The sequence below is a fragment of the Pseudomonas abietaniphila genome, assembly GCF_039697315.1.
GTDB classification, from domain to species: domain Bacteria; phylum Pseudomonadota; class Gammaproteobacteria; order Pseudomonadales; family Pseudomonadaceae; genus Aquipseudomonas; species Aquipseudomonas abietaniphila_B.
Genome location: NZ_CP155619.1, coordinates 2,110,574 through 2,125,997, shown reverse-complemented (window position 1 = coordinate 2,125,997; position 15,424 = coordinate 2,110,574). Strand labels below are relative to the sequence as shown.

Sequence of the window (15,424 nt, the reverse complement as noted above, 5' to 3'; positions counted from 1 at the left end):
GCAACATGAAGGGGACTGATCTGACGTCTTCGCGAGCAAGCTCACTCCCGCAGGTATCGAGTGTGCGGACAGATGTTCCGGGTCGAGTATCGAGGTTTTTCAGATTGAAGGTCTGGTTCGGCATTTCCATGCTCACTGTCTGGAGCGCGTGCGCTCAGGGGGCGGAGCCTGCCTATGACTTTTCCATCCCTGCCCAACCTCTGCCGCAGGCACTCAGCGATTTCAGTCGGGTGACCGGGCAAAGTGTGATTTACACCCAGGACACGCCCTACAGCATCGAAGCACCGGCGGTGAGTGGATCGCTGACCGCCGAACAGGCATTGAAGCGGCTGTTGGGCACTTCCGGTCTGAGGTTTCGACGCGCCACCGACACCACGTTCACCCTTGAGCCCGCGTCGAGCGAAGGGGCGATCACGTTGGGAGTGACGCAGATCGACTCGCCCCGCACGGCGCCGGAGACGTACCTGCCGCCGGTCACGACGTCGGTGATGCGCTCGTCCACACCTCGACTGGAAAACCCGCAAGCGGTCAGCGTTGTGCCGGCTCAGGTGTTGCGTGATCAGGCGCCGCGCAATCTCGACGATGCCCTGAGCACCATCAGCGGCGTGACCCAGGGCAACACGCTGGGCAGCACGCAGGACACCCTGATGAAGCGCGGTTTCGGCGACAACCGCGACGGTTCGATCATGCGTGACGGAATGCCGGTGGTGCAGGGGCGCAACCTCAATGCCACGGCTGAGCGGGTTGAAGTGCTCAAGGGGCCGGCATCGGTGCTGTATGGCATTCAGGATCCGGGCGGCGTGATCAACGTCGTCAGTAAACGTCCCGAATGGCAGCCCTACAGCGCCCTGACCACGCGTGGCTCCAGCTACGGATCGGGTAAGAATGGCAGTGGCGCAACGCTGGACAGCACTGGCGCGCTCGGCGATTCACCCTTTGCATATCGCATGATTCTCGATCACGAGGACGAAGATTACTGGCGTAACTACGGCGTGCACCGCGAGACACTGGTGGCGCCTTCGCTGTCCTGGGACGGCGACAGCACGCAGGTGCTGGCGGCCTATGAGCATCGGGAGTTCCTGTCGCCTTTCGACCGTGGAACAGCCATCGATCCGCGTACCAACCACCCGTTGAACATTCCCGCGACCCGTCGCCTGGACGAGCCCTTCAACAACATGGAAGGTCGCTCGGACCTTTACCGGATCGAGGCCGATCACGCGTTCGACGACAACTGGAAAGGCCATCTGGGCTACAGCTACAACCGTGAAACCTACGACGCCAGCCAAGTGCGCGTGACCGGCGTAAGCCCGGGCGATGGCACGCTGACCCGTTCCATGGACGGCACGCGCGACTCGCTGAGCACCGACCGTTTCACCACCTTGACCCTGGCCGGTCGTGTTGGGGTAGCGGGGATGCAGCACGACCTGCTGGTCGGGGTTGATGACGAGTACCGCAAGATCTATCGCGGCGAACTGATCCGGCAAAAAAGCCTGACCACGTTCAGTTACGTAAACCCGGTGTATGGTCAGGAAGTGGAGGGCACGCTGGTCAGCGCGCCAGACAGCGACCAGCTGGACATCCTGCGTACCGACTCATTGTTCATTCAGGATTCCGTTCACCTGACCGATCAGTGGATCGTCGTGGCCGGTGGGCGTTACGAGATGTTCGATCAGCAGGCGGGCAAAGGCATTCCGTTCACGCGCAACACAGACCTTAATGGTGAAAAATGGATTCCCCGCGCCGGCCTGGTGTACCGCTATACCGATGAACTGTCGTTCTACGGCAGCTACACCGAGTCGTTCAAACCCAACTCCACCATTGCCGCGCTGGCGGGTGGCACGGTGCTGGATTCGGCCACCTTGCCGGAAGAGTCGAAAGCCTGGGAGCTCGGCGCCAAGTGGGATGTGGACGACCGCATCAGCGGGACGCTGGCGGTGTTCGACATCAAAAAGCGCAACGTGCTGGTCGCCAACTTCGATTCGCTCACAGCCAATACGGTGTACACGACCGCCGGTGAAGTGCGTTCGCGCGGTGCAGAGCTGGACCTGAGCGGTCAGTTGTCAGAACGCTGGAGCCTTATCGGCGGTTACGCCTTTACCGATGCCTGGGTGATGGAAGACCCGACGCTCAAGGGCAATCGGCTGCAGAATGTGCCCAGGCACAGCGGTTCGCTGTCTGCGGTGTACGACTTCGGCGCGGTCTTGGGTTCGGACCGATTGCGCGCGGGGGCGGGCGCTCACTATGTGGGTGAGCGCGCGGGCGACCCGGACAACGATTTCGACCTGCCGGGTTACACCGTCGCCGATGCCTTCGCGACGTATGAAACGAAGCTGGACGGCCAGAACGTGAAGGTTCAGCTCAACGTGAAGAACCTGTTTGATCGCACGTACTACAGCTCGGCGGTGAGCCGGTATTTTGTGTCGGTGGGGGATTCGAGGCAGGTGATCGTGGCAACGACGCTGGAGTTTTAAACGTTCTGCTGCCTGACGCTTACTCTTGGGAGTTTGAAGGTGTAGCGGGCTGAGCACGACCTCTGTGGGAGCGAATTCATTCGCGAAAACTTTCCAGACGATAGAGATGTGCCGACTGACCCCCTCATCGCGAATGAATTCGCTCCCACAGGATGGACCGCGTCAGTCCATGACATTCATGACTGAAACGCCAACCGATATTCCCCGGCCGTCGCGCCCATCGCGTGTCTGAAACGGTTGCAGAAATGGCTGGCGCTGGCGAATCCGCACTCCAGGGCAATGTGTCCGAACGGCAGGCGGGTGCTGCGCAGCAGTTCACGGGCGCGGTTCAGGCGGCGGGCGAGCAGGTATTGATGGGGCGGCAGACCGAAGCTTTCGCGGAACATGCGCGCAAAGTGGTACTCCGACAGCGCGCACATTCCGGCCAGTTGCCCCAGGCTCAGCGGCTCCGCCAGATTCTGTTCGATGAACTCCACCAGTTGCCGGCGCAAATGCGGCGCCAGTCCGCCCTTCAAGCGCAGACCGTCACGCAGGCCGACCTGACTCAGGATCATGTGATCGAGCAGCTCATGGGCCAGGCTGCTGGTCAAAAGACGCTCGCCGGGTTCGTTCCAGTTCATGCGTATCAGTCGATCGAAGCGCTCGGCTTGCAGGGGATCATCGATGAAGGTGTTCTCCCGCAGCATCATTTCCCGAGGCTCACGGTCAAGCAGGCTGACGCAGTTCACGGCGAACTGCTCCGGACTGATATAGAGATGCGCGAGCCGCAGGTCACCGTTGACCACCCAGGACGACTGGTGCCCGGCGGGCAGAACGCAGAGCTTGCCTGGCGCGCCTTTCCTGTCGGGCTGGTCGCGGCGATAGGTCTGGGTGCCGCCCGAGATGTAGCAGGACAGGGTGTGATGGCTGGGGCCGTGATAATCCTGCGCATCGTGCCGGTTATTCCACAACGCCGCGACCACACCGTCACCCAGCGACGCACTCTGCTCCAGCTGCGCGTGAGGCGAGCTGTTCAGGCATTGAAAGACCTGGATGGTGTCCAGTGACGACATGGGCATCTCGTGAAATACAGGTTGGCGGTGTTGGGTCGGCGGACAGATAACCCGTGGGACTGAGCTTGCCCACGAAGTGTCAGGTGAAGCAGCAATACCTCTGTCGGTCATGCGTCAGCATTCGCGAGCAAGCTCGCTCCCACAGGGCATTTTGTCATCAGCCATTTAGCGTTGCGTCAGGTACATCGTCCATGCCCCGAATCCTACTCCCCCATCGGGCTTCTGCCAGCCGTCCGACGATCAAATGCGCAAGTTTTTGCAAGTGGCGACCGTGGCGGATGCGCAGACTGGGGTCTCAATGAGGAGCCTGCCATGAACATCTCGCTGTATCTGCTGACTGTGTTGATCTGGGGCACGACCTGGATCGCCTTGAAACTGCAACTGGGCGAGGTGGCGATTCCGGTGTCGATCGTTTACCGCTTCGGCTTGGCTGCGTTGATTCTGTTCGCGATGCTGCTGGTCAGCGGCAAACTGCAAAAGGTCAACCGCCGTGGACAGTTGATCTGCCTGGCGCAGGGCGTGTGTCTGTTCTGCGTGAATTTCATGTGCTTCTACACGGCCAGTCGGTGGATTCCCAGCGGTCTGGTGGCCGTGGTGTTTTCCACCGCGACGCTGTGGAATGCGCTCAATGCGCGGGTGTTCTTCAAACAAAGGATCGCGCGCAACGTGCTGGCGGGAGGTGCCCTGGGCCTGATCGGTCTTGCATGCCTGTTCTGGCCCGAGCTGTCCGGGCACAGCGCCAGCCATGAAACGCTGATCGGCCTTGGGCTGGCGTTGCTCGGCACGCTGTGCTTCTCGGCGGGCAACATGCTCTCCAGTCTGCAACAGAAGGCGGGCCTGCGTCCGCTGACCACCAATGCCTACGGCATGCTGTATGGCGCAGCGATGCTCAGCGTGTATTGCCTGATCAGCGGCACGCCGTTTGGCTTTGAATGGAACACGCGCTACATCGGCTCGCTGCTGTATCTGGTGATTCCGGGTTCGGTGATCGGCTTCACGGCCTACCTGACGCTGGTCGGGCGTATGGGCCCGGAGCGCGCGGCGTACTGCACGGTGCTGTTCCCGGTGGTGGCGCTGAACGTGTCGGCATACGCCGAAGGCTACCAATGGACCGTGCCCGCGTTGATGGGCCTGGTGTTGGTGATGGTGGGGAATGTGCTGGTGTTCAGGAAGCCAAAGGCGGTGGTGCCGGTGACGGCGAAACTGGCTTGAGGATCACGTCGTTGATCGCGCCCACGGGGACCGTGTGAACGATCATCATCAACGCGCTCCCGTGCAGGAGCGCGCTTGCCCGCGAATCGCCGGATCAGGCGCTGAAAGTCTTCAGCCTTTCCACACCTGTGCATTCACCAGATCCTGCGGTTTCTCGCCCAACAGGGCGGCACGCAGGTTGTCGTAGGCGCGATCGGCCATGGCCTGGCGGGTTTCGTGGGTCGCGGAACCGATGTGCGGCAGGGTGACCGCGTTGCTCAGTTTGAACAGCGGCGATTCAGGCAGCGGCTCTTTCTCGTAAACGTCCAGACCCGCACCCCGAATGGTGCCGTTTTGCAGCGCTTCGATCAGGGCCGGTTCGTCGACGATCGGGCCACGGGCGATGTTCACCAGAATTGCGCTTTTCTTCATCAGCGACAGTTCGCGGGTGCTGATCAGGTGCTTGGTTTTCTCGCTGAGCGGCACCACCAGACACACGAAGTCGGACTCGGCCAGCAGTTGATCCAGCGTGCGGAATTGTGCGCCCAGTTCCTGCTCCACGGCCGTCTTGCGGCTGTTGCCGCTGTACAGGATCGGCATGTTGAAACCCAGACGACCACGACGCGCAACGGCCGCGCCGATGTTGCCCATGCCGACGATGCCCAGCGTCTTGCCATAGACGTCAGTGCCAAAGTGCGGCGCTTCGATGCTGCGCTTCCAGTTGCCGGCCTTGGTGTAGGCGTCCAGCTCGGCGACGCGGCGGGCACTGCTCATGATCAACGAGAAGCCCAGGTCGGCGGTGCTTTCGGTCAGCACGTCCGGGGTGTTGGTCAGCATGATGCCGCGTTCGGTGAGGTAACCGACGTCGTAGTTGTCGTAACCGACCGAGATGCTCGACACCACTTCCAGCTGTTTTGCGCTTTCCAGCTGCTCGCGGCCCAGCTTGCGCCCGGCGCCGATCATGCCGTGGGTGTGCGGCAGGGCTTCATTGAACTGCTCGTTCAGATCACCCTTTTTCGGGTCCGGGATGATCACGTTGAAGTCTTGCTGCAGGCGCTCGGCCATTTCCGGGGACACGCGGCTGAAGGCAAGGACGGTCTTTTTCATCGGATAGCTTCTCTCGGGCGGTTCAGATGGGAAGTGCGTAGCACGCTAACATTCTTGTTGTTTGATTGGCGAGGGGGCTGAGTCTGTAGGAGCGTGGCTTGTCCCGCGATCTGCCGGGAACCGGCAGTAAATCCTGAATACGGGGTGTATCTGAAAGACAGCGTTTGCTGATTTCACTACGACTTCGGCGCCGATCATCCGGATGCGGCCCAGACACAAGCCACGCTCCTACAGGTGCGCGGCGTTTTTTTTCTACACCGTCTCTGGCAACACGTGCGTCTGCAAATCCGCCTCATGCGCGGCCATGATTTCCGGCAGCGAGCCGCGCAGGTATTCGACCCACGTCTTGATCTTCGCATCCAGGTACTGACGCGACGGATAGATCGCGTACAGGTTCAGCTCATGGGAACGGTATTGCGGCAGCACGCGAACCAGTGAGCCATTACGCAGTCCTTCGATGGCCGAATAGATCGGCAGGATGCCGATGCCCATGCCGCTGCTGATCGCCGCTTTCATGGCGTCAGCCGAGTTGACGAGGAACGGCGAACTGGCGATGGTCACGGTTTCCTGGCCTTCGGGGCCGTCAAACGCCCACTTCTCCAGCGGGAACACCGGGCTGACCAGGCGCAGACAGGCATGATTGAGCAAGTCCGCCGGCTTGTAGGCCATGCCGAACGCCTTGATGTAGGCGGGTGAGGCGCAAACGATGCTGTACGTGATGCCCAGGCGCTGCGATACGAATCCCGAGTCCGGCAGTTCGCTGGCCAGCACGATCGACACGTCGTAACCCTCTTCAAGCAGGTCGGGCACGCGGTTGGTCATGGTCAGGTCGAACGAGACGTCCGGGTGATTGCGGCGATAGCGCGCAATGGCGTCGATCACGTAATGCTGTCCGACGCCTGTCATCGAATGCACCTTGAGCTGGCCCGCCGGGCGCGCGTGGGCGTCGCTGGCTTCTGCTTCGGCTTCTTCGACGTAACCCAGAATCTGCTCGCACCGCAGCAAATAGCGCTTGCCGGCTTCGGTCAGGGCAATGCGTCGCGTCGTACGGTTCAGGAGTCGGGTTTGCAGGTGTGCTTCGAGATTTGAGACGGCGCGCGAAACGTTGGCGGTGGTGGTGTCCAGCTGAGCTGCGGCAGCCGTGAAGCTGCCTGCTTGGGCCACGCAACTGAAGGCGCGCATGTTTTGCAGAGTGTCCATTGGCCGTTCTCTGGTGAGATAGCAAATTGTGACATGAAGTTACTGATCCATGTCAGCCATACCAAAGGATTATCTTCGGTTCGGTAACAAAGATTCACATAAGTCCCGGCTTATCGCCGCACAAGGCGCATCCTAGAATCGCGGCTCGTTCCATTCCCCTTTCATTCAGGTAATTGCAGCTGTGCCGCGTCGCATCCTTAGAGGGCTAAAACCCCTCAGTGTCTGGGCTTTAACGTTACTCATCAGCGGCTGCATTGGAACCGGCGGTATTGCCCCTCAAGGCACCTCGTTGTCGCCCGACAACCTGGCCACCGACGAAGCGATCAAAGCCGCCGCAAAAGATGCCCACTGGCCCGACGGTCAATGGTGGCGCGCGTATGGCGATGACCAACTCAATCACTGGATCGAGCTCGCCGCACTCGGCAGCCCGAGTCTGGCCATCGCGGCGGCGCGCGTGCGTCAAGCCAAGGCCATGGCCGGGATCGCCGAGTCTGCAGAGTCGGTGCACATCACGGGCGACAGCACCCTCAAACGGCATAACTGGCCAACCGACCAGTTCTACGGCCCAGGCGAGCTGTCGAACACCAGCACCTGGGACAACAACGCCTCCATCGGCCTGAGTTACTCCCTTGACCTCTGGGGTCGGGAAAGCAACAACACCGAAGAGGCGCTGGACATGGCGCACATGAGCGCCGCCGAAGAGCGTCAGGCTCAGCTGGAATTGCAGGACAACATTGTGCGCGCCTATATCCAGCTGTCGCTGAACTACGCACAGCGCGACATCGTCGAAGCGACACTGGCGCAGCAACAGCAGATTGTTGACCTCGCGCAACGTCGTCTGAAAGGCGGCATCGGCACGCATTTCGAGGTCAGTCAGGCCGAAGCGCCGCTGCCCGAAACCCATCGTCAGATCGACTCACTGGATGAAGCCATCGCCTTGAGCCGCAACCAGATCGCGGCGTTGGCTGGCAAAGGCCCGGGTGAGGGCGCCAGTCTGCAGCGTCCGACCCTGTCGCTCAGCGCCGCCCTTAAACTGCCGTCCGCACTGCCGGCGCAATTACTGGGTCAACGGCCTGACGTGGTCGCCAGCCGTTGGCGAGTGGCGGCCCAGGCCCGTGGCATCGATGTCGCTCACGCCGGTTTCTACCCCAATGTCGACCTGATGGGCAGCCTGGGTTACATGGCTACGGGCGGCGGCATGCTGGAGTTTCTGACCGGCAAGAAATTCAACTACAGCGTCGGCCCGGCGATCACGCTGCCGATCTTTGACGGCGGGCGTCTGCGCTCAGAGCTGGGTGTCGCCTCTGCCGGTTACGACGCCGCCGTGGCGCAGTACAACCAGACGCTGGTCAACGCGCTCAAGAACATTTCCGACCAGTTGATTCGCCGTGAGTCGATGGACAAACAGCAGGTGTTCGCCGATCAGTCGGTCGCTGCCGCGCAGAAAACGTATGACATCGCCATGATTGCCTACCAGCGTGGCCTGACCGATTACCTGAACGTGCTCAACGCGCAAACCTTGTTGTTCCATCAGCAGCAGATCCAGCAGCAGGTGCAGGCCGCGCGTCTGACCGTGCATGCCGAACTGGTGATGGCGTTGGGCGGCGGCTTGATGGCGGGCAACGATTCGCCAGCGGCCGACAAGACCGCTGCGCCGAAGACGCCGGCGTCGTTGGCGGTGTTTGATAAATGATCAAGCAGGCCCGGATCTGTAGGAGTGTGGCTTGTGTCTGGGCCGCATCCGGACGATCTGCCGGGAGCCGGCAGCAATCATCGCGCGCGGTGTGCCTGACTCAACCGAGTCGCCCTATTTTACGACCGGTTCCCGGCCGATCGCGGGACAAGCCACGCTCCTACAATGGTTTAGCGTCGATTGAGATTACTGCGATCCAGCACAGACCCTGTGGGAGCGAGCTTGCTCGCGAATCGATCCTCCTGTCGACACAGGTCTTGAACTGAAATGAACATTGCCCTGACCTGGTTCAAATCCCTGGAATGGCGCCGTGAGCTCAACGGCTGGGCGCGCAGTGACGGGGTGACGTGGATCTACATCTTCAAAGTGTTGATCGCGGCATTCCTGACCTACTGGGTGGCGATGCGGCTTGAATTGCCGCAGCCGCGCACGGCCGTCATCACCGTGTTCATCGTCATGCAGCCTCAAAGCGGCCATGTGTTCGCCAAGAGCTTCTACCGCCTGCTGGGGACGCTGGCGGGGTCGGTCGTGATGGTGGTGATGATGGCGCTGTTCCCTCAGGACAGCACGCCGTTTCTTCTGCTTCTGGCGCTTTGGGTCGCATTTTGCTGTGCCGGGGCCGCGCGTTATCGCAACTTCCGTGCGTACGGTTTCGTGCTGGCGGGTTACACGGCGGCGTTCACCGGTCTGCCGGCGCTGGCGCATCCAGACACTTCATTCATGGCAGCGGTCTGGCGCCTGCTGGAAATTTCCCTGGGTATTCTCTGCTCGACGCTGGTGACGGCCGCGATTTTGCCGCAGAGCACCGGTGCGGCCATGCGCAACACCCTGTACCAGCGCTTTGGGACCTTCGCCCGTTTCGCCATCGACAGCCTGCGCGGCGACAGCGATCCTCAGCGTTTCGAAGCCAGCAACGTCCGCTTCCTCGCCGACGCGGTGGGCCTGGAAGGGTTGCGTGCCGTCACCGTGTTCGAAGACCCGCACATGCGTCGACGCAATGGACGCCTGAACCGCTTGAACAGCGAGTTCATGACCATCACCACGCGTTTCAACGCCCTGCACCAGTTGCTTGAGCGCATGCGTAGTCGCGGCCTGACCCCGTCGGTGCACGCCATCGAGCCGGGGCTGAATGAGCTGGCCGAGTTGTTGGAGCCTTTCGCCGGTCGTGCCCTGACCGCCACCGATGCGGCGCAACTGGCCAGCCGTCTGAGCGACTTCAAGGCCGCTCTGCCAGAGCAGGTGCGACGCCTGCGTGCCGAATTCGTCGACAGCGCGCCGAGTGACGACGAGCTGCTGGATTTCCACACCGCCTACGAATTGCTCTATCGCTTCGTTGACGATATTCACGACTACGCCCAGACCCACGCCTCGTTGGCCGATCACAGCCATGCGAGGGAAAAGTGGGTCGAACCGTTCGTCAACACCACCAACTGGACCCTGTCGTTGGCCTCCGGCGTGCGCGCCCTGGTGGTGATGGCCGTGATGTCGGTGTACTGGGTGGCGACTGCGTGGCCGAGCGGGGCGACGATGACCTTGGTGTCGGCCGCCACCGTGGCCCTGTCGGCCACCACGTCCAACCCGCGAAGGATGTCGTTCCAGATGGCCTGCGGCACCGCGCTCGGCGCCGTGCTCGGGTTCTTTCAGACGTTTTTTGTGCTGCCGCAGATCGACGGTTTCCCGTTGCTGTGCATGGTGCTAGCGCCAGTATTCGCCTTCGGCGCCTTTCTTACGACACGGCCGCAGTGGGCCGGTGTCGGTATCGGCCTGCTGATCTTCTTCAGTATCGGGTCGGTGCCGGACAACCTCACCGTCTACAACCCATACACCTTCATCAACGACTACATCGCGATGGTCATCGGCATGCTGCTGTGTGCGGCGGCGGGCGCGATCATTCTGCCGCCGAACAGTCGCTGGCTGTGGCGCCGTCTGGAAGACGACTTGCGTCAACAGGTGAGTTTTGCGATCAGCGCGCCGTTGCGCGGGCTTCGCTCGAACTTCGAAAGCCGTACCCGCGACCTTGTGCATCAAGCCTACGGCCTGGCGGCCGGGCAACCGGTGGTGCAGCGCAACTTGCTGCGCTGGATGTTCGTGGTGCAGGAGATCGGCCACGCCATCATCGAGCTGCGCCGCGAGCAGTCCATTCTGCCGGTGCACCCCAGCTATGCCGAGTCGCAGCCTTGGCGTCAGGCGATTCGCGCGATGGGCCGCTCACTGGTGCGTCTGTTCATTCAGCCCGACCGGCACAACCTGGCACGCAGCCTGTATGCGGTGGATCATGCAATCTTCTGCGTGCAGAACACCGACGAGCCGTTCGCCCCGCATTTCGACACCTCGGCATTGCGGCGGGTGAAGAGCTACCTGCATTTCATCCGCACGTGCCTGCTGGACCCGCAATCGCCGTTGGCGGCTTACGCACCGGCACTAGCCTCTATCGAGCCGCCGCAAGGACTTAACCATGCCACGTGAAATCGCCTTCCACGGCGTTTACATGCCGACCATCACGGTGATGTTTCTGATCGCCATGGTGCTCGCCTGGGCGCTGGACCGCTTGATGTCCGGGCTCGATCTGTACCGTTTTTTCTGGCACCCGGCGTTGCTGCGCCTGAGCCTGTTCAGCTGCATTTTTGGCGCGATGGCGCTGACCGTTTACCGTTGAGGCCTATGTGAATTCGAGATGAAAAAGTTCATCAGTCTGATCGCGACATTATTGATTCTGGCACTGGCCATCTGGATTGGCCGCTTGCTGTGGATTCACTACATGGACACCCCCTGGACCCGTGACGGGCGTGTGCGCGCGGACGTGATCAACGTCGCCGCGGACGTCAGCGGCGTGGTGATCGACGTTCCGGTCAAGGACAACCAGCCGGTGAAGAAGGGCGACCTGCTGATGCAGATCGACCCCGAGCACTACCAGTTGGCGGTCAAGCAAGCCGAAGCGATGGTGGCGTCACGCAAGGCGACCTGGGAGATGCGCAAGGTCAATGCGAACCGTCGCAAGGACCTGGATGCCTTGGTGATCTCCGCCGAAAACCGTGAAGACGCCTCCAACGTCGCCACCTCCGCTCAGGCCGATTACCAGTTGGCCGTGGCGCAACTTGAAGCCGCGCAGCTGAACCTGCAACGCACCAAAGTGCTGGCCGCCGTGGACGGCTACGTCACCAACCTCAACGTGCATCGCGGTGACTATGCCCGGATCGGCGAGGCGAAGATGGCGGTGGTCGACAAGAACTCGTTCTGGGTTTACGGCTTCTTTGAAGAAACCAAGCTGCCCCACGTCAAAGTCGGTGACCCGGCAGACATGCAGTTGATGAGCGGCGAAGTGATGAAAGGCCACGTCGAAAGCATCGCCCGCGCCATCTACGACCGTGATAACCCGGAAAGCCGCGAGCTCATCGCGGACGTCAACCCGACGTTCAACTGGGTTCGCCTGGCGCAACGCGTGCCGGTACGTATCCACCTGGACCACGTGCCGGACAGCGTTGTTTTGGCCGCAGGGATCACGTGCACGGTGATTGTGAATCCGGGCGTCGAGCAGCACTGACGCCCGGCCTCCTACTTCAGCCCTCAACGTGCGCCGGAATTTTTGCGGCGCGCGCTGCGGCTTCTGCCAGTTGAACTTGGATTTCACTCGCCCGGCGTCTGGCGAACATCTCCAGGCCGAAAGGGTTGGGGATGAATCGGTGATGTTTGTCATAGGCGCCCAGAATCATGTCTGCGGGAATATTCTCCCCGTAGTTGATTTCCGTCGGGCTGTGATTGATCGGGCGGGAGTTGGGGTGCTTGGCCATATGGTCGTTGGCATAAAGGTGATAGCCGTCGATATCCACGTTATCGATGATGTACGTATAGCCGCCTTTTTTCCCTCCATACACGAAGGCGCCGGTGTGTTCACGGTAATAAAACGCTGAGGTTGAAATGCCCTTGCCGTCGGGATCCAGCGCATCACGACCGCCACCGAAGCCACCCTTTACTCCCGTGATCTGGTGAATATCCTCCTCGATTTCTTTCAGAGGTGTGCGCAGCTCGAAGCCTTTTTCGAAGATGGTTTCCGGCGGGCGCATGTCACCCCGGAACACCTGGCCGCGGTAGATCACCACGTCATGACCCTTGATGGTCTTTTTCCTGGTGCGCGCGTATTCGTACACCATGTCCTGTGCCGCCGTCGGGCCTTTGCTCAATCGCTCCAACAACCGACGCTTCAAATGCATGGCGCCCAGTTCCGACGGCATGATGTATCGACTGACTTTGGGGATATCCCGATAGACAGGCGGCGTGACGCCGTTGAATCGCAGGCGTTTGAGGGCGTTGCTGTTGATTGCCTGTCGCGTTGCGCGACTCATCGCGACGCCATGCAGCCGGGGTAACAGCAACGGAATAATCTCGGTGAAGGCGGCTATGGTGGCGGCGGTGTAATGCTCTTCAGCATCGGCAGGGTGGTCGGCCAGACTTCCTCGCGCGAATTCCACGCCTACGGAACACATGCTGAACAGAAAGGAAACCAGCGGTCGCGCAGCGAGCCCGGCCCCGATGGTCGGTGTGAGTACGACCATGGCGGCGACGGTCAGCAACGCGTTGGCGATCTCCAGCAACTGGTCAACGATGCGCTCAGCGTCGGTCGAGACCAACGTATCGATGTCTGAAAGCAGGCGTTCCTGATTTGTGTAAAACAGATGGGAGAGGATGTCGTTGGACTCATAAAACGTCAGTGACGGATCGCGCAGGTAATTGTTTCCCCGTTTTTCGATGCCGGTGTAGTTCATGTCGAACGTGCCGATTTTCAGCCGGTCGTAAATCGACAGACGAATGAATACATGCTCTTCCAGCGAGGTTGACGACTCGATGGCTGCTCTCCGGGCAGCGCCGTCTGCGGGCAGCTCCATGATCGCCTGATCGGGCGGCGCGCCTAGAAACACGAGCAGTGCCGAGCGTGGCGTCACGTTTGGGAGCGTGTCGGGCGCCTCGAGGCAAGCGGCTTGGGTGACCACGTATTGATCTCGAAAATACACGGTCTTCAGTTTGATTTTACTGGCCAGGTACGCGGCGATCAGGTTACGGCTGTTCTCGCTGGTGGTTTCGAGGTCGGCGTACTGCGCCAACCGAGTCACCAACGCCTGATCGGCGAGCAGCCGGTAAGTGTCTTCGGTTTTCGGATCGGAGAAATGTTGAATGACCTTATCGCTGTAGGTCTTCTGCACATTGGCGTTTTCAAGCGCGTGGATCAGGTCCTGGGGAAAATCCAGCGGCCAACGAACCTTGATGTTGTCCTGCCCCTTGAGCTCTGCCCTATAACGGTCGGTCACGATTTCCCGGAGCTCGAACCGTTTGCGGGTGCGGTTGGGAGGCGCAACGCTGCCAATCAGCCCTGAACCGGAACTCCGGCGGGGGCTGAATTCGACGAGGATTCGGCTGCTGCCGTTGGTCCTGTTTTTCGTCTCTTGAGTGGCGCTGGATTGCTCAATGATCCGGTCGATTTCAGCTTCGATGAACTTGATCGGGTCCAGCAGATTCGGCTTGATGTATTCGCCGAGCTGCTCGGCAACGTCACGCGCCAGCGTGTCCCTGGCCTTCATCCCGGGATCCAGCCATTGCGGGATGGGGAGCCCGTTTTCCGGGTCGTAGGAAATAAGATTCTGCTCGTACAGCGGTAAGTCGTTCATACAGTCTTCCTTGACGTTTAGCGGCAATGGGTGCCGTCGCCTCGTTCACTCGAAGCGTCAAGAAATACTGATTTTGAGTGGAAGATCTGTCTGTAGGCCAGGGTTCGGCTGTCGGGCACCTTTTGGCTTTTTTCGGGGACAGAACGTGCACAGAAGCTGGTAGGACACGCGACTGATGCAGGGTCGTGCCGGCGGCGCGGGCTTTTCGGGCCGCGCCAGGGTAAGCGTCAGAGTTTCACGTTCAAACCAAAGCGCCTGCTCAGGATCCGGTCCCGCCATCGTGCCGGCAGCCAGCGGGCGAGCAGTGGCAGTGCCCGCGAGCCGTTGCCGGACCTCAGCAGATACGGTGGTTTCGGTTGCTGCACGGCGTTGAGTACGTCGTGGGCGAAATCACCGGCCGGGGTCGGATTCCCCTGTGATGCGTTTGCGCGAGCGCGAATGCCTTCGCGCAACGGCCACCAGGCAGATTCCTCGTGAATCACTTGTTCGGCCTCATGGCTGGCATTCTTCGCAAAGTGGGTGTCGATGGCGCCCGGTTGAACCTCCATGACGCGAACGCCGAACGGCGCGAGTTCCATGCGTAAGGCGTCGCTCATCGCGTGGACCGCCGCTTTGGAGGCGCAATAGGCACCGCCGAATGGTGTTACCAGAACACCGGACACGCTGCCGATATTCACCACCAACCCTTTATTGCGGCGCAGCAGTGGAAACAGCGCGCGCGTGACCCCGACGATGGAAAACACGTTGGTCTCGAACTGCCTGCGTATTGCTTCCACCCCGCCATCGAGCAACGGGCCGATGGCGCCGTAACCCGCGTTGTTGATCAGCACATCCAGCCCTTTACCGTGTCGGCCGAGCTCGGCTGCCAGCCTGTCCAGTGCCGCCGCGTCGTTGACGTCCAGGTGCACCGCGCGAAACCCCGCGCCGATCAGGCCATCCACGTCTGCGGTCTTGCGCGCCGTGGCCCAGACCTCGTGGCCGGCCGCTTTGAAGGCATCCGCCATGGCGCGGCCGATGCCGCTGGAACAACCGGTAATCAGGACGAGGGGCATG

The 15,424-nt window shown here is 61.0% G+C and carries 11 protein-coding genes; 6 read left to right on the top strand and 5 right to left on the bottom strand.

The window, feature by feature from the left end; translation table 11 throughout:
* Positions 1-128: 128 nt before the first annotated feature.
* On the top strand, positions 129-2,471 hold the full coding sequence (locus ABDX87_RS09360) for a TonB-dependent siderophore receptor (protein ID WP_346833477.1): 2,343 nt from the start codon (positions 129-131) through the stop codon (positions 2,469-2,471).
* 176 nt (positions 2,472-2,647) lie between these two features.
* Here ABDX87_RS09360 and ABDX87_RS09355 read toward each other — a convergent pair whose 3' ends face one another.
* Entirely contained in the window at positions 2,648-3,523 is an 876-nt protein-coding gene (locus ABDX87_RS09355; protein WP_346832607.1) for an AraC family transcriptional regulator, read from the bottom strand.
* Positions 3,524-3,835: 312 nt separating this feature from the next.
* Here ABDX87_RS09355 and ABDX87_RS09350 point away from each other — a divergent pair, with 312 nt between their 5' ends.
* Entirely contained in the window at positions 3,836-4,735 is a 900-nt protein-coding gene (locus ABDX87_RS09350) for a DMT family transporter (protein WP_346832606.1), read from the top strand.
* A gap of 111 nt (positions 4,736-4,846) precedes the next feature.
* Here ABDX87_RS09350 and ABDX87_RS09345 read toward each other — a convergent pair whose 3' ends face one another.
* A complete protein-coding gene (locus tag ABDX87_RS09345; protein WP_346832605.1) occupies positions 4,847-5,821 on the bottom strand; it encodes a 2-hydroxyacid dehydrogenase in 975 nt (324 codons plus the stop codon).
* A gap of 252 nt (positions 5,822-6,073) precedes the next feature.
* On the bottom strand, positions 6,074-7,021 hold the full coding sequence (locus tag ABDX87_RS09340; RefSeq protein ID WP_074753667.1) for a LysR family transcriptional regulator: 948 nt from the start codon (positions 7,019-7,021) through the stop codon (positions 6,074-6,076).
* A 181-nt stretch (positions 7,022-7,202) separates the two neighbouring features.
* On the opposite strand from ABDX87_RS09340, the gene ABDX87_RS09335 reads away from it, so the two are divergent.
* From ABDX87_RS09335 to ABDX87_RS09320, 4 genes are all read left to right on the top strand, one after another.
* Positions 7,203-8,714, top strand: coding sequence for an efflux transporter outer membrane subunit (locus ABDX87_RS09335; RefSeq protein WP_346832604.1), 1,512 nt, complete (start codon positions 7,203-7,205; stop codon positions 8,712-8,714).
* A gap of 267 nt (positions 8,715-8,981) precedes the next feature.
* Positions 8,982-11,180 (top strand): FUSC family protein, encoded by a 2,199-nt coding sequence (locus tag ABDX87_RS09330; protein WP_346832603.1) that lies wholly within the window; start codon positions 8,982-8,984, stop codon positions 11,178-11,180.
* The gene (locus ABDX87_RS09325) at positions 11,170-11,370 is read left to right on the top strand and encodes a DUF1656 domain-containing protein (RefSeq protein ID WP_346832602.1); all 201 of its coding nucleotides are present in this window, start codon (positions 11,170-11,172) and stop codon (positions 11,368-11,370) included. Before ABDX87_RS09330 ends, ABDX87_RS09325 begins: the two co-directional genes overlap by 11 nt.
* Positions 11,371-11,388: 18 nt before the next feature.
* Positions 11,389-12,255, top strand: a complete 867-nt coding sequence (locus tag ABDX87_RS09320) for an HlyD family secretion protein (RefSeq protein WP_346832601.1) — start codon at positions 11,389-11,391, stop codon at positions 12,253-12,255.
* Positions 12,256-12,271: 16 nt separating this feature from the next.
* Here ABDX87_RS09320 and ABDX87_RS09315 read toward each other — a convergent pair whose 3' ends face one another.
* Both ABDX87_RS09315 and ABDX87_RS09310 read right to left on the bottom strand, forming a co-directional pair.
* On the bottom strand, positions 12,272-14,371 hold the full coding sequence (locus ABDX87_RS09315) for a hypothetical protein (protein WP_346832600.1): 2,100 nt from the start codon (positions 14,369-14,371) through the stop codon (positions 12,272-12,274).
* Positions 14,372-14,598: 227 nt separating this feature from the next.
* Positions 14,599-15,423 (bottom strand): SDR family oxidoreductase, encoded by an 825-nt coding sequence (locus ABDX87_RS09310; protein WP_346832599.1) that lies wholly within the window; start codon positions 15,421-15,423, stop codon positions 14,599-14,601.
* Position 15,424 lies beyond the last annotated feature (1 nt).